Source organism: Mesorhizobium sp. M1006 (assembly GCF_040318825.1).
Classification (GTDB): domain Bacteria; phylum Pseudomonadota; class Alphaproteobacteria; order Rhizobiales; family Rhizobiaceae; genus Mesorhizobium.
On the sequence record NZ_JAMYMZ010000009.1, the window covers coordinates 191,041 to 210,570 of the forward strand.

Annotated in this window: 23 protein-coding genes and 3 pseudogenes; 12 read left to right on the forward strand and 14 right to left on the reverse strand. The window is 60.3% G+C overall.

What is annotated here, in order from left to right; all coding sequences use genetic code 11:
* Positions 1-22 precede the first annotated feature (22 nt).
* Positions 23-673, forward strand: a complete 651-nt coding sequence (locus tag NKH60_RS11790) for a TetR/AcrR family transcriptional regulator (protein WP_352612030.1) — start codon at positions 23-25, stop codon at positions 671-673.
* A pseudogene (locus tag NKH60_RS11795) lies at positions 669-896 on the forward strand (hypothetical protein); the annotation flags it as partial. The gene NKH60_RS11790 and the pseudogene NKH60_RS11795, both read left to right, overlap by 5 nt.
* 424 nt (positions 897-1,320) lie before the next feature.
* Here NKH60_RS11795 and NKH60_RS35135 read toward each other — a convergent pair.
* The 3 genes and pseudogenes from NKH60_RS35135 to NKH60_RS11810 all read right to left on the reverse strand — a co-directional run.
* Positions 1,321-1,485: pseudogene (locus NKH60_RS35135) on the reverse strand (GMP synthase (glutamine-hydrolyzing)); the annotation flags it as partial.
* Positions 1,486-1,581: 96 nt separating this feature from the next.
* Entirely contained in the window at positions 1,582-2,217 is a 636-nt protein-coding gene (locus NKH60_RS11805) for an NAD(P)H-dependent oxidoreductase (RefSeq protein WP_352617777.1), read from the reverse strand.
* Between the two features lie 460 nt (positions 2,218-2,677).
* Complete coding sequence (locus NKH60_RS11810) at positions 2,678-3,574, reverse strand: LysR family transcriptional regulator (protein WP_352502130.1); 897 nt, start codon at positions 3,572-3,574, stop codon at positions 2,678-2,680.
* Positions 3,575-3,850: 276 nt separating this feature from the next.
* Between NKH60_RS11810 and NKH60_RS11815 the strand changes: the two genes are divergently transcribed.
* From NKH60_RS11815 to NKH60_RS11835, 5 genes and pseudogenes are all read left to right on the forward strand, one after another.
* Positions 3,851-4,585 carry an SDR family NAD(P)-dependent oxidoreductase gene (locus NKH60_RS11815; RefSeq protein WP_352473458.1) on the forward strand — a complete coding sequence of 245 codons (735 nt, stop codon included), beginning with the start codon at positions 3,851-3,853 and terminating at the stop codon, positions 4,583-4,585.
* A 62-nt stretch (positions 4,586-4,647) separates the two neighbouring features.
* Complete coding sequence (locus tag NKH60_RS11820; protein ID WP_352872170.1) at positions 4,648-5,247, forward strand: NADPH-dependent F420 reductase; 600 nt, start codon at positions 4,648-4,650, stop codon at positions 5,245-5,247.
* 3 nt (positions 5,248-5,250) lie between these two features.
* Positions 5,251-5,757, forward strand: a complete 507-nt coding sequence (locus NKH60_RS11825) for an SRPBCC domain-containing protein (RefSeq protein ID WP_352450990.1) — start codon at positions 5,251-5,253, stop codon at positions 5,755-5,757.
* A gap of 34 nt (positions 5,758-5,791) precedes the next feature.
* On the forward strand, positions 5,792-6,604 hold the full coding sequence (locus tag NKH60_RS11830) for an SDR family NAD(P)-dependent oxidoreductase (RefSeq protein WP_352473461.1): 813 nt from the start codon (positions 5,792-5,794) through the stop codon (positions 6,602-6,604).
* 3 nt (positions 6,605-6,607) lie between these two features.
* A pseudogene (locus tag NKH60_RS11835) lies at positions 6,608-6,720 on the forward strand (alpha/beta fold hydrolase); the annotation flags it as partial.
* A 713-nt stretch (positions 6,721-7,433) separates the two neighbouring features.
* On the opposite strand, the gene NKH60_RS11840 reads toward NKH60_RS11835, so the two are convergent.
* The 3 genes from NKH60_RS11840 to NKH60_RS11850 all read right to left on the reverse strand — a co-directional run bounded on the left by NKH60_RS11840 (position 7,434) and on the right by NKH60_RS11850 (position 10,332).
* The gene (locus NKH60_RS11840; RefSeq protein ID WP_352617781.1) at positions 7,434-8,351 is read right to left on the reverse strand and encodes an oxidoreductase; all 918 of its coding nucleotides are present in this window, start codon (positions 8,349-8,351) and stop codon (positions 7,434-7,436) included.
* A 49-nt stretch (positions 8,352-8,400) separates the two neighbouring features.
* Entirely contained in the window at positions 8,401-8,970 is a 570-nt protein-coding gene (locus NKH60_RS11845) for a TetR/AcrR family transcriptional regulator (protein WP_352502126.1), read from the reverse strand.
* A gap of 705 nt (positions 8,971-9,675) precedes the next feature.
* Positions 9,676-10,332 carry a TetR/AcrR family transcriptional regulator gene (locus NKH60_RS11850; protein WP_352617784.1) on the reverse strand — a complete coding sequence of 219 codons (657 nt, stop codon included), beginning with the start codon at positions 10,330-10,332 and terminating at the stop codon, positions 9,676-9,678.
* A gap of 88 nt (positions 10,333-10,420) precedes the next feature.
* Here NKH60_RS11850 and NKH60_RS11855 point away from each other — a divergent pair, with 88 nt between their 5' ends.
* Positions 10,421-10,786 carry a VOC family protein gene (locus NKH60_RS11855; RefSeq protein WP_352872174.1) on the forward strand — a complete coding sequence of 122 codons (366 nt, stop codon included), beginning with the start codon at positions 10,421-10,423 and terminating at the stop codon, positions 10,784-10,786.
* Between the two features lie 14 nt (positions 10,787-10,800).
* Positions 10,801-11,292, forward strand: a complete 492-nt coding sequence (locus tag NKH60_RS35140) for a GFA family protein (RefSeq protein ID WP_502894794.1) — start codon at positions 10,801-10,803, stop codon at positions 11,290-11,292.
* A gap of 71 nt (positions 11,293-11,363) precedes the next feature.
* Here NKH60_RS35140 and NKH60_RS11860 read toward each other — a convergent pair whose 3' ends face one another.
* The 5 genes from NKH60_RS11860 to NKH60_RS11880 form a co-directional block, all read right to left on the reverse strand.
* Entirely contained in the window at positions 11,364-12,101 is a 738-nt protein-coding gene (locus tag NKH60_RS11860; RefSeq protein ID WP_352617787.1) for an SGNH/GDSL hydrolase family protein, read from the reverse strand.
* Between the two features lie 37 nt (positions 12,102-12,138).
* Complete coding sequence (locus NKH60_RS11865) at positions 12,139-13,086, reverse strand: sigma-70 family RNA polymerase sigma factor (RefSeq protein ID WP_352617790.1); 948 nt, start codon at positions 13,084-13,086, stop codon at positions 12,139-12,141.
* A gap of 19 nt (positions 13,087-13,105) precedes the next feature.
* Positions 13,106-14,038, reverse strand: a complete 933-nt coding sequence (locus tag NKH60_RS11870; protein ID WP_352502123.1) for an alpha/beta hydrolase — start codon at positions 14,036-14,038, stop codon at positions 13,106-13,108.
* 313 nt (positions 14,039-14,351) lie between these two features.
* On the reverse strand, positions 14,352-14,603 hold the full coding sequence (locus NKH60_RS11875; RefSeq protein ID WP_352502122.1) for a hypothetical protein: 252 nt from the start codon (positions 14,601-14,603) through the stop codon (positions 14,352-14,354).
* Between the two features lie 267 nt (positions 14,604-14,870).
* Positions 14,871-15,788 carry an AraC family transcriptional regulator gene (locus tag NKH60_RS11880; RefSeq protein WP_352502121.1) on the reverse strand — a complete coding sequence of 306 codons (918 nt, stop codon included), beginning with the start codon at positions 15,786-15,788 and terminating at the stop codon, positions 14,871-14,873.
* A 132-nt stretch (positions 15,789-15,920) separates the two neighbouring features.
* Here NKH60_RS11880 and NKH60_RS11885 point away from each other — a divergent pair, with 132 nt between their 5' ends.
* From NKH60_RS11885 to NKH60_RS11895, 3 genes are read left to right on the forward strand one after another with little or no spacing between them, the layout of a single operon-like run.
* Positions 15,921-16,664 carry an SDR family NAD(P)-dependent oxidoreductase gene (locus NKH60_RS11885; protein ID WP_352502120.1) on the forward strand — a complete coding sequence of 248 codons (744 nt, stop codon included), beginning with the start codon at positions 15,921-15,923 and terminating at the stop codon, positions 16,662-16,664.
* A 10-nt stretch (positions 16,665-16,674) separates the two neighbouring features.
* On the forward strand, positions 16,675-17,076 hold the full coding sequence (locus tag NKH60_RS11890; RefSeq protein WP_352502119.1) for a VOC family protein: 402 nt from the start codon (positions 16,675-16,677) through the stop codon (positions 17,074-17,076).
* Positions 17,077-17,080: 4 nt separating this feature from the next.
* Positions 17,081-17,422: a nuclear transport factor 2 family protein gene (locus NKH60_RS11895; RefSeq protein WP_352502118.1), complete on the forward strand. Its 342-nt coding sequence runs from the start codon at positions 17,081-17,083 to the stop codon at positions 17,420-17,422.
* 410 nt (positions 17,423-17,832) lie between these two features.
* On the opposite strand, the gene NKH60_RS11905 is transcribed toward NKH60_RS11895, so the two are convergent.
* The 3 genes from NKH60_RS11905 to NKH60_RS11915 all read right to left on the reverse strand — a co-directional run.
* Positions 17,833-18,684: a LysR family transcriptional regulator gene (locus NKH60_RS11905; protein ID WP_352541805.1), complete on the reverse strand. Its 852-nt coding sequence runs from the start codon at positions 18,682-18,684 to the stop codon at positions 17,833-17,835.
* A gap of 168 nt (positions 18,685-18,852) precedes the next feature.
* Positions 18,853-19,155, reverse strand: a complete 303-nt coding sequence (locus NKH60_RS11910; protein ID WP_352502116.1) for a tautomerase family protein — start codon at positions 19,153-19,155, stop codon at positions 18,853-18,855.
* Between the two features lie 93 nt (positions 19,156-19,248).
* On the reverse strand, positions 19,249-19,530 hold a 282-nt coding region (locus NKH60_RS11915), incomplete at its 5' end, for a zinc-binding dehydrogenase (protein WP_352872179.1).

Consider the following 19,530-nt stretch of genomic DNA (forward strand, 5'->3'; position numbering starts at 1 on the left):
ACTGTCAAGGACTGGAATTGTCGTGACCGAAAACAGCCAGGGCCGGCGCGGCCGGCCCGCCAACGAGGCGCTTGGCCAAACGATACTCGACGCCGCTTGCGAACTCTTTGTGGAATTGGGTTTTCAAGCGACGACATTGGACAAGGTCGCCCAGCGGGCGAAGATATCCAAGCTCAGCATCTATCGGCACTTCGAGAACAAGGAGGCGCTGTTCAGCGCGGCCATCGCGGCCGGCTGCCATCAGTTGTTTGCACCACAGGCCCTTCTTGAAGGCGTCGACGGTTCGGTCGACGATCAGCTCATGGCGGTGGGATCATCACTGCTTCGCACGCTGTTGAGATCAGACGTCCGCAGTGTCGAAGCCATGGTCATGGCCGACAAGACGAATCAAAAGTCGTTAAGCAAGCTCCATTACGAAGCCGGCCCCGCCCATGTCATCGCCCAAATCGAGGCCCTGTTGCGCCAGCTGCACGCGAAGGCGGTTCTGAACGTGCCCGATCCTCTCCGGTCCGCCCGCTTGTTTGCCGCGCTTTTCAAAGGATCCGATCTCCTGATTATCGCACGCTTCGATGAGGCGAGAGCAGAGGACGACAACGAAATCGAATCCTATTGCCGGTCGGCCGTCGCCATGTTCATCGCCGCGCACGGTGGCAACGACCACGCGGGCGGATAAGCATTTGATTGCTCCGGGCAGCTTGGCCGGGACCGTCGTCCAGGCGCTTCGTCATATTGGGCCGGCGCGCGCGGCCGAGCTTGCACAGATCGCGGCACCTCATCTTTCTCCCAACGACAAAAAGACGCTCGCATCTACCGCGGTCCAAGCTCCCGCCTGGATGCGGTCGACGCTTCTCTCCATCGCAGATCCGGCAGCAGTCGGGACAACATTTGATAGGTGATGCGACGGTGCCATCCGACGATATGCTATCGGGTCCGGAACATCGATCGGTACCGCAGCCAAAGCTGAAACTATGTATGTCGATAACTAAAGTTCCGTCAGCGCAGAAATGTCATGGTACGGGCAATTTTCGTTATATTTCAAAGCGTTGACGCACAGAAAAGTACCGTCAAATCCCAAAAACGAATGACGGTACTTTTTAGAATGCTCTGTCGGATACGAAAAGTACCGTCAAAGTACCGTCAGAGTGATCTGCTACAAGCTGCGAGCCGCGCCAGGCGCTCCGATAAACTTAACGATTTCAATGATTTGATAGGTTTGTCAATTCCATTGATAATGTGCCCTGGCTAGCAGTCTTCTCTGCCCGCAAATCATTGTTTTTCTGCGAAATTCTACGCTAGAGCCGCCTATCATCGCCGTTTCCCTCACTCCCACTCGATTGTGCCTGGCGGTTTGCTCGTCACGTCATAGACGACGCGGTTGATGCCGCGCACCTCGTTGATGATGCCGGTGGCGGCTGCGCCCAGGAATGCCATGTCGTGACGGTAGATATCCGCGGTGCTGCCATCTACCGATGGTGATGCGCGTACATACCGATAAGGGCAGCGGTCACGAGCCGCGCTGTCCCCACGGGCATTGCTCTACGTGCGCCCTTCAAGGAAAAGGAGCATTGTGACGGGGCTTAGCTATAGACGCTGTAGCATTGATCTAATGCGATTTATCGCAGCATCGACGCCTTGCCTAGGCAGACTTTCAACCTTGTAAAATGAAAGGAACGTAAGCGAGGCTTGAGGAGCACAGGTATTCAGAATAGCTGTCTTGAGAACACGCCGCATTGGCCGCCTGAGGATCAGCCAATCGACCCACCAAGGTGAGCCCAAAGTTGTTATTGCAACCACCTTCCTTAACTGGTGAAGTCGCGGTTGTATGGCACCAAGATCGGCTGCGTGATCGTATGCAATACCAGGCACCCATACCCTGTCGAACCAGCCCTTCAATATAGCTGGAGGTCCGAACCACCACGTGGGAAAAATCAAGACGATAGTCTCGGCCCAGAGAAGATCCTCAATCTCTTTAGCTACCTCTGTGGTCTCGAATCCGGAATAGTAGCTCGCGCGCTCCGCCGGTGTAAGAGCCGGGAAGAAGCCAGATCGATACAGATCAACATGTCGGCACTGGTGCTTCGCATCCACCAGGGTGTCGATAGCTGCGTTCGAAAGCGTTTGGCAAAGGCTTGGATTGAGTGGATGAGCCGTGACAATCAAACATCGCATACTAATATTTTGAATCCTCCCCAATTTGGTTGCGCTGCGCGTCATCATTCGTGCGGCGCGGTGCTCGGGCAAAGCTTCTCATACCAATCATGGGATTTCGAAATAGCTGTACGCGCCACAGTCTTCAAAGAGCAATTGTTTTTCAACGCCGAGAATGGCCCTTCTCGTCGCCTTGAGGGACTAGAGGCCACCATGCAAGGACAATCGCCTACATCTGCCGGGGTATTATCGCTTCCGCCACTCTGCTCTCGGCAGCTCGCTAAGACTCCCCCTCATTCCCACTCGATGGTTCATAGCTATGGTAACTCGCTGATTTGGCTATCGCAAATCCTTTGCGCATGACGAAGAACCCTCTTGCGATCCGTCAGAAATTTGCGCTCTTGATTTCAAACACCAATTTCGACGGTCCACGATTTGCTCGTTTTGGCGACTATCGGTATCAATCGGTCGATTTCTTTCTGACGGCCGCCGACCGCTCGAGACAGCGCCATCGGCGACCTGCCAGGCGTCAGTCGCGCGATATGGACAGCCCCGCGAGAAGCGGCGCGTACGCGGCGAGCCTGCGGGATACGAACTCCGTGAAGAGCCGTACGCGCTTCGTCTTGCGTGTCTCCCCCTGTGTGAGAAGCCAGAGCGTTCCGTACATGTGCAGGTCGGTGCCCGGCACCCTCGCCAGCAGGGGGTCGGCATCGCCGACGAAGCAGGGCAGTGTCGTGATCCCGAGCCCTTGCCGTACAGCAACGATCTGCGCCTCGGCGTCCGTGGTCCTGAAGGGAACCGCCGTGGTGCGAACCTCACCCTCGCTGGCCCATTCCGGAATTCCATGAATGCTTATGACGATCCACCGGATGGGATCAGGTGCGCCCGCACGCCACGCGGCTAGTCGATCGCAGGACATATAGACGCCGCCGAACAGCTCCGGTCCCTTCAGGCCGTGAAGATTGAGCGGCAGGGTTTTGCGGTCGTAGACGACGCGGATCGCGACGTCGGCCTCTCGGTTGGTCAGATTTGCCAGCTCGCCGGACGACAAGATTTCCATCTCGATGTCCGGATGCAGACGCGCGAAGTCGGCGAAGTCCGGCATGAGCAGGTGTGTCGCGAGGGGCGGTGCCAGCGTCACCCGCAGAAGCCCGCGCACGCTCTGGTCGCGCCCGAAGACGCGCGTCTCCAGCAGGTGCGACGACACTTCCATCTGGTCCGCGAACTCGAGGACCTCCTCGCCCGCAGTCGTCAGGCGGTAGCCCGAAGGCAGCTTTTCGAACATGTGCACCCCGAGGCGTTCCTCGAGCTGGGCGACACGTCGCAGCACGGTCGAGTGGTTCACACCGAGGCGCTCGGCGGCGGCCCGCACCGAGCCTCCGCGCGCGACGGCAAGAAAGTAGCGAACGTCATCCCAGTCGATCATGGTGCAATCCGGCACCGCGCGGTGCGCCTTCCAAAGCCCGTATCTAACACATCGAACAGCAGTACGGGCGGTCATCATAGCCTATGTCGACGCGCGCGGCTCAATTCCGAACGGCGGACGCCGATCGTCGCGGCTGGCGTCAGTCGTCCAGCCGGATCGATTTCGCACCACCGATGTGCGCGCTTCCGCACTCAACAACTGACGCCGGCGGACCCATTTCGAGGTTCTCGGGGGTGTCCCCGCACAACCAAAGGCGAAGGCCTGGAAGGATAAGTCATGGGAAAGCTTGAAGGGAAGGTTGCAGTCATCACCGGCGGCGCTACCGGCATCGGCCGCGCCGCAGCAAAGCGCTTCATCGAGGAGGGCGCCTTCGTTTTCATCTTCGGCCGTCGGCAGGAAGCGCTCGACGCCGCTGTGGCCGACCTCGGGCCCAATGCCCGCGCGGTGAAGGGCTCGGTCTCCGATCTGACCGACCTCGACCGACTTTACGCTGCGGTGAAGGCCGAGCGTGGAACCCTCGACATCGTCTTTGCCAATGCCGGGGCGGGAAGCCAGCTTCGGCTCGGCGAGATCACCGCCGAGCACATTGACGAAACCTTCGACACCAATGTGAAGGGTACGATCTTCACGATCCAGAAGGCGCTGCCGCTGATGAGCGAGGGCGGTTCGATAATCCTGACCGGATCGAGCGCTGGCACCACGGGCGCCCCGGGGATGAGCGCCTACAGCGCGAGCAAGGCGGCAGTGCGCAACCTCGCGCGGACCTGGGCGGAGGACCTAAAGGGCACCGGCATCCGGGTAAACGTGCTGTCGCCCGGGGCCACTGCGACCGAGCTAGCGAAGGAAGCGCTAGGCGAGGAGGGCCAGAAGGTCTTCGCCTCGATGACTCCGCTCCAGCGCATGGCCGATCCGGCGGAGATCGGGGCGGCGGCGGCCTTTCTCGCGTCGTCGGACAGCAGCTTCATGACTGCCAGCGAGGTCGCCGTTGACGGCGGTCTTGCGCAACTCTGACGCGCTAACCCAGCGCCGTTGAAGGCCGGGGAAATCAATACCAACACGGATCGGAGAAGATCATGAGCTACGCAATTGTAGGATTCGGTAAGATAGGCCAGGCCCTCGCCCACGCCTTCGCCCGTAAAAACATCGACGTGGCCGTCGCGAGCCGCCGACCGCCCGAGGCGTTGGCGCCGCAGGCTCGGGCGATTGGACCCACGGTAGTCGCCAAGTCGCTGCGGGATGCACTCGAGGCCGACACAATCATCTTGGCAGTCCCGTTCGGGGAGCATCGCGAGGTTGCGAAGGCTCTGCCGAGCTGGGAAGGCAAGACAGTCATCGACGCGATGAACGCGTTTCCAGTGCCTGAAGAGCTGGACGGTCTCCCGTCCTCCGCCTTCGTCGCGAAGGCGTTCACCGGCGCCAAGCTCGTCAAAGGGTTCAATCATCTGGGTGCGGCCACTCTGGCTGCCGATCCGATCGTCCAGGGCGGGCACCGTGTCGTCTTTCTGTCGAGCGACGACGAGGACGCGACCGCTCCCGTGGCGGCCTTGGCCAAACAACTCGGGTTCGCACCCGTCAAGCTGGGAAAGCTCAACGAGGGTGGCGCGCTGGTGCACGCGCGCGCCCGCACTTGGGGCCAGCTCATCTTCCAGGATTTGTTCAAGAAGGAGCAGTAATCGATGTACGACCATGTGACTTGGCCCGAGCGATATGATCCGAAAACGTCGGCCATCTACGCACTCAACGACATTGACGTGAAGGCGCCGCCTGAAGCGGTCTGGAAGCTGCTCGTCGAAGCCGAGAATTGGTCGAGCTACTTTCCCGCCGAGGATCAGGTCAAGATTCTGACGGGGGAGCCGGAACTGGCGCTCGGAACGCGATACAGCCGTGTGACGGTTGGATTTCCGATGAGTCTGGTCGTGACGGAATGCGAGCCCCTTCGCAGGCTCGCATGGGCGACGACAGTTGATGGCGACGAGACCGGCTCAAGCGCATACCATGGCTGGGTCATCACGCCTACGGACCATGGCTGCCATGTGCTGACCGAGGAAACGCAGCAGGGCCCCTTCTTCCTCGATGAACTCGGGCGCAAACATCCCGGCGCACTCTATCGGTATCACCAAGACTGGGTCGAAAGCCTCGCCCACGCAGCGGAGGCGGAAACAGCGAAGACGACAGTGGATTGATTGCGCTTCCTGTTTAATTTTGGAGATGAATGAGATGAATATCGAACTCAAAGGCCGCAAGGCCATTGTTACCGGATCCACCGCCGGTATCGGCCGCGCGACGGCGGAGGGGTTGGCACGTGCCGGTGCATCGGTCGTCGTCAACGGCCGTGGAAACGCTCGGGTCGATGAGGCGGTGCGGCAGATGCGGCAGGCCTTCCCCGGCAGCGACATCTCGGGTATCGCCGCTGATCTTGCGACAGCGGAGGGGGCAAAGGCCTTGATCGCGCATGCGCCTGACGCCGATATCCTTGTGAACAACGTCGGTACAGCACACATCCGGAGCTACAACGGCGTCGAGGATATCGCAAATATCCCCGATGAGGACTGGCTTGACCTCTTCCAGTTGAACGTAATGAGTGGCGTGCGCGCGAGCCGTCATTACCTGCCGCGGATGGTGGCGAAAGGCTGGGGCCGCATCGTGTTCATAAGTAGCGAATCCGCAGTCAACATCCCTAAGGAAATGCTCGACTATGGCATGACCAAGACCGCTCAACTCGCGGTCTCACGCGGGCTTGCCGAGGCGGTCGCGGGCACGGGCGTCACCGTCAACGCCGTCCTGCCGGGACCTACCCGCTCTGAGATCCTGGGCAACTTCATGGCGAAACAGGCTGACGCAAATGGAATCACGCAGCACGAAGCCGAGCAGGGCTTCCTGCAGGCGATGCGTCCGACGAGCCTCATCCACCGCTTCGCGACCACCGATGAGGTGGCCAACATGATCATCTACACATGCTCGGAGCAGGCTTCGGCGACCACCGGCGCGGCTTTGCGGGTGGATGGTGGCGTGGTCCGCTTCGTCGCGTAGCAGGACGACCAAATTGTGCCGTTCGCCAACTCGGGTCCGCTGTCGGCCAAGCTGCTGAAGCATGGCACGCTTAAGCCTACAGGGATCTGGCGCACGGCATGCGCACGGTCCACGCATTGCGGGAGCACTCTGAAACTATGCGAGGCACGAGAACGTATTCAGCTACGGCGCCGTCCCCGCTGTGCTCGGCGGCTGTGTGCTCGTCTCGTTGGTCCCGCCCCGGGGCTTAGACCATGATACAAATCCACGGAACATAATGTCTATTGTCCGAGGAATTGATCGGCGCTCCGATCCCAATCCAAAGCATGTGCTGTGAACGGCGCGGTGGATCGATCCCTTTGAGCATCTCTACACATAATCGAAGGTCTATCGCCGACCTGCAAAACGGCTGCTTGTTCTTGCAGAATCGCCCGCGAACTATCGCCTCCTATCGTTGACCAACAATTTCCGAATATATCCCACAGTACTCCAACCTACTCTACCGCACGCCCCCTCACTCCCACTCGATTGTTCGGACGGACCATAAGCATCTGATTTCGCTCGAAATTTCTCAGTTTAGATGACAATAAGCCGACATGGGGGCTGTCAAAAATCTACGCTGTTGATTTTAAACAGATTTTTCACTGAATATTTTTCGCATGGTTTCGGCATCTATCGAGGTCGATTGCCTCTGAGAGCCGATTTTTAGCGGCTGGGAGCCGCTCCGCTAACAGCGGAAAAGTACCGTCATGTCTCTTATAGCAAGGTTTCGTCGCCCGGGCGAGGCTCGTCCAATCCGCGCCCCAGAGCAAGCCTACACGAGGGCCTGACGCACCGTGTCGCCGTGAAGTCAGGTGGCCGGCAAGCCTGGATCGATGCCGGTCATGGCGATGGAGACGTCCCAGAGCCGCTTCGCAAGCGCGGGATCTTCGGCATGCGGCGCGCGCTTTGCTTCGCCGGCTACACCGCGGATTCCGCCAAGGCCGGTGGGACCGTAATAGCCTCCGGGCTTCACCTTGCCGGTCGCAGCCAAAAGTGCCGGCCACGCGCCCTTGTCGGAGCTATTGAGCAGCAGGCCGACGATTGGGCCTGCGATCTGGACAATCCCCATGTGGCGGCCAAGACTTGTATTGGCGACGCCAGGGTGAACGCCGATGGCTGTGACGGGCGACTTCGGCGCGCGCAGGCGACGATCCAGTTCGAAGAAGAACAGCGCGTTCGCCAATTTGCTGCCGCCGTAGCGATCGGTCTTGATGTAGCTCTTGTCGGCGTTGAGGTCGTCCCAGTCGATCTTGGCCTTCAGATGCGCGATGCTCGAGGTCACGACCACCCGCGATCCCGGCGTCTCCGCCAGTTTGGGCAGGAGCAGCGAGGTGAGCGCGAACACGCCGAGATGATTGACGCCGAACTGCGATTCGAACCCCTGCTTCGTGCGCGTCAGCGGCGGATTCATGATCGCGGCATTGTTGATGAGCGCATCGATCCGTGGCTCCTTCGCCGCGATCTCGGCTGCGGTGCGAACGCTGTCCAGGTCACCGAGGTCGAGCGGCAACCAGACGAGATCGGCATTCGGCGTGATCCGCTTGATCCGCGCGATGGCGTCCTGCGCCCTGGTCTGCTCGCGGCAGCCAAGCAGGACGCGCGCGCGCCTGGCGGCAAGCACCCGCGCGATTTCGAACCCGACGCCGGCGTTGGCGCCTGTGACGATGAAGCTTTTTCCCGTCTGCTTGGGAACGTTAGCTTCGGTGAAACCCTTGCAATTCGACATTTTCGATCCTTATCTATGAGTGACTACATACTCATTTAGGGGCTAAAACTCAGGCGGCAGACCCCTTCCAGAAAAGGTCGAACCCGGCCTGCCGGATGGCGTCACTTTCCTGAGGTTTGGCTGTGACCGCGTTGATGCTGATGTCGGCCAAGTCGAAGAGAATGGTATCGATGTAGAAGGCGATCCTGTCAGGCGCGGCATGGCCGGCGAGACACTCCTCCACCATCGTCCGCGCATCCCGCTGCATGGCGTGACACCGGTTCCGGCTTTCCGCTGTCACGCGATCCGAGACCTTCAACTGACGAAGGGCCTTGCGCGCCGTGGCGTGAGCCAGTCCCCAGTCAATCAGACGGTTCCAGACCGCGAATAGTCGGTCTTTGGGGGAGGCGTCCGCCGGATATGGCGCCAGCATCATCTCTACCAAGTCGGCCTCGATCTCGAGAAAGAGCTGGTTGAGCAGATCGTCCTTGGTTGGAAAGTAAGTGAACAGCGTTCCCTCAGACACGCCAGCAGCCTTTGCGATCTTGGCCGTGGACGCGCCTGTGCCCAGGCTGGCGACGAACTCGGCCGCTGCATCGAGCAGTGCCTGTCGCTTTTCTTCACTGAGGGGACGCGCCATATTTCCGTCCAACGACATTGAGTGAGTACATACTCGATTATATAGGGAATAGCATGAGATTGGTCAAGGGATGCAGCCCCGCATCTTTCGCGGTCCATACCGACCAAGCTCGAATGAAGATTGTGTGGGCACACACCATGAGGCTGCGGCTGCCTTTTCAATAAGGGACGCAGTGGGGATCGAGATGTCTATCGAAAGGGAAATGCATTGAATTCAGGGCCTTGATTGCAGTCCCCGGGGCATCATCATGCCTACTTCGATGAGAGCAGGTGATGGCACGCCCAGCCCTGACCAATCCAAAAGCGTGAACGGCACCACAAGCGGACATTACTCGGTATCTATCGAGATGTGTGAGCCGCCTACACTACGACACAGTTTCCCGCAGTGTCCGAAACTACGCTCCCCTCACTCCCACTCGATCGTTTTGAGCCATCGTAACGCGTTGACGCGGCAGCACAAACTTTTCTGCACGCCCTAAAGAACCGACTCTGCGATCCGTCAGAAATCTGCGCTCTTGATTTCAAAAGGGAATTTCGGCGATTCGGGATCGGCTCGGTTTCGGCGACTATCGACAACAATCGGTCTATTTTCGACAGCCGCGCCGCAACAAGCCGCGACCCACTGGGGACCAAAAAAAGGACCGTCAAACACGGCCGAGCGGTCCGCACGGTTGCGCCCGGCATTCGCTCGTCGCCGTGGCGTGCCTCACTTGCCGTATGACGCAAGGAACACCCGTACGCCGGCCGCGGCGTGCCGTCGAAGCTTCGCCGGTTTCGGAATCGACTCGTCACCCAACAGCATGGCCCTGTTCAATGGCTCGCCCATAATCAACCAATTGAACTGGGAAGCGGCGACGGCCGGATCATCGATCGCAAGCAGGCCGCGATCAGCCAAGCGCTCGAACAACACTGCCATCGCCGTCATTGCGCGCCCGGGTCCGCCATCGAAGAGCGCCTTTGCCAGTTCCGGGAAGCGGCCGACCTCACCGATCACCAGACGGCGTAGCTGCATGACGCGCGGCGTGAGCACGGTGGTAAGCTGTCGGTACGCATAGCGCCGAAGATATTCGGCAATATCTTCGCCCTCGGCGAGTTCGGGCATTTTACTGTGGACCCTATCGCTGGCTCGATTGGTCAAGCTGCTCACGATCTCCACGAACAGCATCTCCTTGTTCGGAAAATTCTTGTAGACGGTCTGTTTCGACACCGCCGCAAGCGCCGCGATCTCGTCCATATTGGTGGCCAGATAGCCCTTTTGCAGAAACACTTCTGTCGCCGCCTCGAGGATGGCCCGGCGCTTTTTCGCCGACCGTCCGTGCGGTTCGAGTTCTTCTGTAGCACCTGCTGAACGCGTCGTGGTCATGCTCCTGGCGTGTCCGCTGCCGATTGACTCATGGGTACTGGACCGTCTAGTTTGATTTGGACCGAGATGCAATAGGGAGAGATCGACAATGCACATCCAGTTCGCGGAGCTTCCGGTGTTCGACCAGGAACGCGCCAAGGCGTTCTACATCGATCACCTGAACTGCCGCGTCGTCGCCGATCAGCCAATGGGCAATGATGGGTGGCGATGGATCGAACTCGGATTTCCAGGTGCCGAAACCACCCTCCACTTCTTAAGGCGCAAGGACGAAACACCATCTGAGGGCCCCGTCCTCGTGCTGGTTGACAACGAAATCGAAGTCACCGTTCAGAGACTCAAATCGCGAGGCGCCGAGATCATAGCAGAACCGCGCCCCGCGCCATCGCAACCGGGGCGCACGATCGCGGAGTTTCGGGACAGCGAGGGCAATCGCATGATGATCACCAGCAGATGACGCACTCACCTATCATGACCGCAACTTGCTCTTGCGGTGGCGTCGAACTCAAAGCCTTTGGCAGGCCGATCGTGAGCAGTGCCTGCTACTGCGACGACTGCCGGAAGGGAGCTGATCAGATCGAAGCTTTGCCAGGTGCTGGCGCCATACGCGATCCCGATGGCGGCACCGCATACATCCTCTATCGAAAGGACCGCATCGAGTGCTCCAAGGGGGCCGAATTGCTGAGGGGTTACAAGCTTAAGGAAACTTCAGCCACGAATAGGGTCATCGCCATGTGCTGCAATTCAGCGATGTTAATGAACTTCGATAGAGGTCCGCATTGGGTCTCGGCATACAGAGCGCGGTTTCACGGAGAACTCCCGCCACTGCAGCTGCGGATTTGCACTAAGTTCAAGTCGGACAGCGATGTCATTCCTGACGACGTGCCGAGCCACCGCGGTTATCCTCTAGGGTTCGTCGTTAAACTTTTGGCATCGCGCGTGGCGATGTTGCTAGGTCGATAAACCGGCCGCCAGCCTGCGCGATAAGACATTCAGATAGGTGCGCAAATCGGATACGGCCCTGCCGCTCAGGCTCAGGCCTCAATGAACTTCTGTAGGCGATCCGCCACGATCAGCCCTGCCCGGCTGTTCAAGTGCACGCCGTCGGTGTGAAATAGCCAGCCATTTACGCGGGCGACATCATCCGGACGCTGCCGCAGCACCAGTACGCGAAAAGCATCGCGATAGAATGGAAGAAAGTTGAACGCCGTGTAGGCCCGGCCAGGCGAGGCGCGAACTTCCTCGGTGAGCGCCTCATGGAGCGGGACATAGCCGCAGCGTTCCTCGTGCGCGATGGCCGCCACGATCGCAGAATATTCCTTGATCCGCCGGTTGAGCTCGCTCTGGAACGGATCGTCCGAATCCGGCGCTTCTCCTATCGGAGGGAGCGAGCAAAGGCCGATGTCCGCCGCCGTCTCGCGCTTCAGCCTGCGTGCTATCTCGGCCAGATTCTCGTGGAACCAATCGGGCGAAGGCGTGCGGGGCAGACGCTTCCAAAACGCAAAGAACCGCCGCACTTTGCGTGACACGAGCGTGAGAACATCATTCCCGCCGACCCAGACGATGACCTTGTCGGGACGGCAGGCGAGCACATCCGGCAACCGCTGCAGCGCATTGTACGCCAAGTCGCCGCCGACGCCAAAATTCCGGAACTCAAATTGCCCGTTGCCCGGCCGCCGGCGGAGCTCCGCCATCCAATCGAATGCCTGGCGCTTGCCCGCCGTGCTGCTCGACCCGAGGCACGCCACGATTTTTCGTTGAGGACGCACCATCGTAACTCCGCCAGGCCAGAAGTGAGAAATCGTCGCCTTATGCTCTTCCCAAAACGGCCCGCCCAGTCATGAGTTTCAGGTCGGATTCCGCGGCGTTTTCCAACATCCATGGACAGGCATAATAATCTTCGATGCGATCGATGACGCGACCGGCGACATGGACACGAACCGGCCACGCGACCTGCCACCGGTCGCCTCGCTGGAAGAGCACGATCAGGACAGGCTCTCCGTCGATCGCCCCCAACTCCATGGTCCACGTCTCCGGGTTTCGCTCGTATTCGACGAAATAGGGAGAACTTCTGAGCAGGCCGTCGAAGCAGTCGGCGACCCGCAACCGAGCATCGGCGCTGGTCAGGCTCCGCACGCCATCCCAGTCATGGCGGTTGAAGAGGTCAACATAGCGCTGCAAGAGCCGCGCGGTGTCGGGATCAAGCGGACGGTTCGGTTCACCGGCAGGTTCAGCGGGCAAGTCGGCGAGCTTCGCCCGTCCGCGGGAGAGCGCGGCTTTGACGCCCCCAACCGTCGAGTCCACGAGTTCTGCGGTCTCTTCCAGCGAATAGTCGAACACGTCCTTCAAGAGGATGCAGGCGCGCTCCTTGGGCGGCAAGCGGCCAACCAGCCGTTCGATGGCGCGGCGTGCATCGGTCGCTGCCGGCTCTGCAGAGACAACGCCGATGTCGTCCGAATAGGCGTGCTCCGCGCGCTCGCGCACATCGCGTCGCCTCAGAAAGTCGATGCAGCGATTGTGAGCGATGCGAAACAGCCAGGGCTTCAGCCGGCGGGCATCGTCGAGGGTCTCAATCTTCGTGTAGGCCTCGAACAGCGTCTCCTGCACGAGATCCTCACCGTCGAGGCGTGAGCCCGTCATGCGGGCGCAGTAGCGATGCAGTTGGGCGCGGGCGCCTGACACCGTCTCGAGGAAGGCGCGATATCGCGCGTCGAACAGGCCGGTCGGTCGCTCGGGCATGTCCTTCAGCTGCCACATCTTGGTTTCAATTTGCCAGTCATGCGACCTCCTGACCTTCAGCGCGTGTTGCTGCGGTTGCGGCCAGACCAAGCTTGGGGCGAACCCATTGTGCCAACCGCGCGATCGCGTCGTCGGCTTCGGGAGCGCGGCCGGCCATCATCTGGAACGAGTGCAGCATCCCCGGAAATACGTCTAAGCGCATCTCGACGCCGGCGGCTTTCGCGCGGTCGGCGAGCGCTCGGCTGTCGTCGAGCAGGGTTTCGTCTCCACCCACTTGCAGATAGATCGGCGGCAGGCCCTTCAGATCGGCAAAGATCGGGCTGGCGAGTGGATGCCGGGGATCGGTCCCTGCAAGGACTTGCGATACCAGCATATCCACGACCGCCTTCTGGAAGAAGGCGTCCTTCTCGCGGTTGCTTTCGTAGGAGTGCCCGCTCGCCGACAGATCATACCAGCCAGAGATGCTGAGGATCGCGGCCGGCAGCGGCCGTCCCGCATCGCGGAGTTTCATCGCCGCCGCAACGATCAGGCCAGCACCAGCGGAATCGCCTGCAGCTATGGTGTGCTTCGGCGCGACACCCTGCTCGGCAAGCCATTCGAACGCGGTCACGGCCTGCTCGATTTGGCGCGGAAACTTGCTCTGGAAAACGTAGTCGTACGTAGCGAGCAGAGCGTAACAGCCGATCGCCTTAGCAAGGTGTCCGACCATCTTGCGATGGGTCCAGATCGATCCGCCGACATAGCCACCGCCGTGCAGGTAAAGCATGACCCGGTCTTTGGCCGCCGTTTTTGGCTGAACCCACAGCGCGGTCTTGTCGCCGACCTTCGTCTCGACGTAATCGACGCCGCCCGGTTCTGCCGTCAAAACGGACCACTCGGATGCTTCCTGTGGCGATTCTCGACCGCTGCGAAAAGCCTCCGCGAGCGTTTCGTAGTGTATCTTGTTCGCTAGGCTCTGCTTGCTGTTCATTTGTCACGCTCCAATTCGTCCAGGAGGGCGATGTCAAGGATGACCGTGCCCATGAACAGCTAAGACGGATGAACCCAGCGAAAGGATACGTGGCCGGCAGATGCAACGCCTCGCCGGTGGCAGTTGCCGCGGACCCCGGGTGTCAAACCCAGCAAGGCTAGGCTGCTCCACCCTTCTCTGTGGGACGTTCGTTCCAGACATTCGCCGATCGGCCAGATGCTTCGTCTATGCCGTCGCCGGGTGGCCGGGGGCTGGGACTATTGACTATTATCGCCGAGCCAACATCGCCTTAAACGTGCTGCTCTATCCTCTTCTACTCCGCAGTACTCCTCGTCACTCCCACTCGATTATCAATCGTTAACTTAAGAACTTGAATTCGCTTCACAAAATGTTTTTTCGGTTTCTGCATACCGTCATATAGACCGCCAAAAGTACCGGCTTTTGAAATCATTGGTTTTTTCTGGCATATCGCGGAAATTATGGTTCCGCCATCTATCGGCAGGCGCGGCGGCGACATCACTCCTTGGCCCGCACCGCCGCCTCTACGCCAGACTACGCCGCCCACGATTCCTCCCGGAATTATACCGTCACGGCTCGGTCCGCCATCCCCGGCGCGTGAACGTCCTTCACCTTCAAACAACCGCTTGGCCAGGCGCGCGAAGTGAAGGTCGCGTTGTGAGGCCTGCTGTGCCCTCCCCTATCGCTCACCCTTTGCGTGTCAGAAAAAAGAATGTGACTCGACAAGGATATCATCTCCACGTCGGAGCAGGATTGAATTGAAGCCCTGCCTACGGTGTAGTCCTTCGTCGTCCGCGAGTTCGCCCCGCGACATTCATCCATTGCTGATCGCCAGCAAATGTTCGGCGTTGCGTGGGCCTCTCTGGCGCAATCGCGCCACATCTCTCGACGGCGGCAACCCGAACTGACGAGCATATTCGCGGCTGAACTGGTTTGGGCTTTCGTAACCCACACCGAACGCGACGGACGTGGCGTTGCCTTCTCCGGCAATGAGCAGGGATCGGGCGTGTAGCAAGCGCACGTGCTTTTGGTACTGCAGCGGGCTGAGCGCCGTCACGGCCTTGAAATGGCGGTGGAACGCGGAAACACTGAGAGCCGCCATCTCCGCTAAAGCCTCGACGCGCAACGGCTTGGCGAAGTTCTCCCTGATCCACTGGATGGCGATCCCGATCCGCGAGAGAGCAGTGTCAGGCGTGGCGACATCACGCAGCATCCAGCCGAGCGGCCCCTGCATCACGCGGAAGAGGATCTCGCGCTCGTAGGCAGGCGCCAGGGCTGCGATCTCGTTCGGACGCTCCATCAAGCGCAGCATGCGAAGCCAGCAGTCGAGCAGGTCCGGTGTGACCGGCGCGACGGAGAAGCCGGGTCTGTAGAGCTCACCTCCAGCAGGTTTGGGCAGGTCGGCCAGCAGGTTGGCGACGATCGCCGGCTCCAGAGTCAGGCTGATCGCCAGATAGGGTTCTCCGTTTTCAGATGGGTGCACGGAGCCAACCGCCGGCAGATCGACCGACATCACGAAATAGGTCGCGGGATCGTAGCGAAACGTCCGATCGCCGACCGTCATCGTCTTCGACCCTCTCAGGATCAGATTGACCATGGGATCGTAGACGGCGGCAAGCTGATGTTCCGGTATGTCGCCCTGAACCATGGCGACACGCGGAATGCCCGTCTCCGTGCGGCGGTTTTCCGCGCGAGAAGCCAGCTGCCTGAGTTCCTGAAGCTGCGTGCCCATGGGCATCGTTGTTTCACAGCGGTGCACGCCGATCAACAGGGAAGCAGAAATAGGCAAGATCCGAGTAGGATCGTGCGAGCGGCCGCGATCCCCCGCGCCTATCACCTGGTCAGCAAATCCAAGGAGCACCAAATGAGCATCGTCATCATCACAGGCGGCAGCCGCGGCCTCGGCGCCAGCGTCGCGATCCAGTGCGCCAGGCGCAGCATGGGTGTCATCCTGACTTACAACAGCAATCCGGATGCGGCAGCGAAGGTCGGCAAGGCGATCGTAGCGGATGGCGGCAAGGCAGTCGCCATAAAGCTGGACGTCAGCGACAGTTCGGCGTTCCTTGCGTTTCGCGACGCAGTCGGCGAAGCGCTGGCAAGGACCTGGAACAGAAAGACCTTCGATTTCCTCGTCAACAATGCGGGGTACGGGCTCTATAACCCCATCGCCTCGGTGACCGAAGAGCAGTTCGATGGACTGTTCCGCGTGCATCTCAAGGGGCCATTCTTTCTCACGCAGGCCCTGCTTCCCCTGATCGCCGATGGCGGTCAGATCGTGAACGTCACCAGCGCAACCAGCCGCGTCGCGACCGCCGGCGTTGCGCCCTACGCCTCCTTCAAGGGCGGCCTCGAGGTGCTGACGCGCTACATGGCCAAGGAATTCGGCGAGCGCCGCATCCGTGCCAACTCGATCGCGCCGGGGCCCATCCGCACCGAGCTTGGCGGTGGGCTAAGCGAAGAATTCGAGGCGCTACTCGCCGGGCAGACTGCGCTCGGTCGCGTCGGCGAACCGGACGATGTCGGCTGCATGGTCGCCAGCCTGCTGTCAGACGAGAACCGCTGGATCAACGCCCAGAACATCGAAATTGGCGGCGGCTACATGATTTGAGGAAGCTCACATGCTCGATCATGTGCTCCTGACAGTAAATGATACGGCGCGGTCGATCGCCTTTTGCGAAAGGCCACTTCCTATGCTCGGGGTCACCGACCGCCTCGACTACGACGGTAAGGACGGACCGGCGGGGCATCCCGACCTCAAGGGCTTCGGCGCCAAGGGCCGGATGTTCTTCTGGCTGAGGGAGGGCTCGGCAGCACCCGGCGCGGTGCATGTCGGTTTCGCCGCCGATTCTGAAGCGATGGTGAATGCCTCCCATGCCGAAGCTTTGGCGGCCGGTGCGACCAAGATCAACGCACAGGGACCGCAGCTGCACTACGATCCCCGCTACTATGCGGCGCAGGTCAGAGACCTGGACGGTTGCAGCCTCGAATTCGTCTTCAAGAGCTGGCAGCACGGGAGCTAAAGCGATGACCGCCAACACCTTGCGCAAAGCGGCAGATGCGCTGATCGCGGCAACCAACGCGTTCGACGCCGACGCGGCGGTGACCTTGTTCACGCCAGATGCGGTGATCGACGACCCGTCGACCGGCCACCGATTCGACGGTCATGCCGGCGTCCGCGATTACATCGAGCGGTATTTCGTAGGCTATCACACGGTCACCCGCTTCCTCTCGATCGACGGCATCGGCGCCGGCCAAGCGCGCGTGCGGGTCAATTTCACCGGAGACTTTGGTCACGAGACCGGCCTTCTTGACATCTCGGTTAATGCCGCCGGGCTGATCGTTCGCATTGACGCCGATCTCGAATAACTAGACTAGCTTTACGAACCTGCCGTTCTCGTCTCTCTACAGTTCCAGCAGTCTGTCCAGCGCACGCAGCAGCTTTTGGGCGAAGCGCAACGCGTCGCGTACAACGTCCAGAACATCGACCAGGCGTAGCACATCACCCTACGGCAATGCCTCGATGTCCACCCGGACCAGCAGCTCGTCGCCGACGCACGCGAACCCTGGCAGAACAACGTCGGCGGGCATCGAGGGGAACGTCTCGGCATTTCAATTGGGCTGCGAAAGCGCGACGCAATTCAATCGTGAGTTCCGGCGTCTGTTTGGCGCTCCCCCTCTGCGCGACGTGAAGCGCCTGCGCCGGTTCGAACAGGCCGCGCAAGAACGTCGCTTCGACGCGACGACATCGACGTGCACTGAATGGAATCGACGAGAGATCAATTTGCGAGCCGCTCTATGACTAGGTCGAGCAAGGCTCGTAACCGTGCGAGCCGCCGTAAGTCCCGGTGGTAGCCCACATGGGTATCCCGGCCGGGTGGCGTTTCGCCGATGTCTATCGCTGCGAGCCCAGGCGTGCGGTCGCCCAGTGGCCTCGGCAAAACCGCAAGCCCGGCGCCCTGCGCACAAAGCTGCGCCTGGACCTCGCGATTGTTGCTGCGCAGGCAGACTTCAGCGTTAGGCAGCTTCTGTTTAAGCCACACTGCGTCGGGCATTTCTGCGTATGCCATATCCATGGTGATCAAACGCGCGCCCGCACCGTCTCCCAGCAACGGGGAGGCCATGCCTGCTGGTGCGTAGAGCGCATAGGGAATGTGCATCAGTCGACGCGAGATCACTTCCACATCGCTGAATGGGGTAATCCGAAACACCAGATCGGCCTCTCGCCGGGGAAGGCTGTAGAGGCGCGCGTCGGTGAGCAACTCCACGCATAGCTTCGGATGCCGGCGGCCAAACTCGGCTAGAACGGGAGCCAGCATGATGTGACCAAACCAATCCGACGACGAAACGCGCAAGTTGCCCTCGAGATGCGCCTCGGCGCCGGCAAGCCGCCGCTCGAAGGCGAGCGCCTCTTCCTCGATCTTTTCGGCATGGCCGAGCACCGCTTGACCTTCGTCGGTCAGAACAAAACCGTCGGAGTTGCGTTGGAAAAGCGTATGGCCGACAGCCTCTTCCAGCGCGCGCAATCGCCGACCCATTGTCGGCTGCGTCTGCCCAAGTCGGCGCGCTGCTGCGCCCAAAGTGCCCTCGCGGGAAATAGCCAGAAATATCTTTAGATCGCTCCATTCCATCCTTGATACTCAAACGTGCTCGCATGGATTCTCACGAAGATCGCCCATCTTCATGCGATTTCATATGCAGCAGATCGAGGCGGGGCGCCATGGGAGGCGCGATATATTCGAGCCGGGAATGCAAGCGCCGGCTCGAATCGTGGGATTCTTGAGCATCCACGCCGCCCGTCACGCAGATATGGGTGGGGCCAACCGAGCAAATTCCTCCCGCGTCGCGGGATTTCCGTCAATCGACTCGTAAACCGTCTTGCTTCGTTCGAGCATGCCCATCAGAGACTTCGGACCTTCGAACGGGCGTCCGCCAATGTGCCAGCCATCGGTGTGGAGTTCCTCGATCAAGACCCACACTACTTCGCGAAACGCCTCGGAACCTTCGAAGCGAACCATGACGTCTGTGAGGGCCTTGGCCATTTCATGCTTCTCCTCGGCGGAGAAGACGTTGTCGACCAACGTAACGCGAATATATGGCATGATGTTTTCCTTTTAGGTTCTTGGGATCCGTGAACGGAGACGTCGTCTGGGAGGCTGTCACGGTCCCGGAACAGCCCGCTTCGACGTTCCGCATCAGACGTCTATGTCGACGACCAGCTTGCCCTGGGCATTGCCATCTTCGATGGCAGCGTAGGCGTCGCTCGCTGTTTCGAGTGTGAAGAGACGCGGGTCGACGATCGGGACAAGCTTGCCAGCCTCGGCCAGCCGCGCGGCCTCCCGCATGATCTCGCCGTGGTGTTCACGGCCAATGCCTGTCAGCAGCGGAAGAAGCGTGAACACGCCCGAATAGGTCGCCGCCTTGAACGACAGTGGCGCCAGTGCGTGACTACCCCAACCGAGGGAACTGACGACATG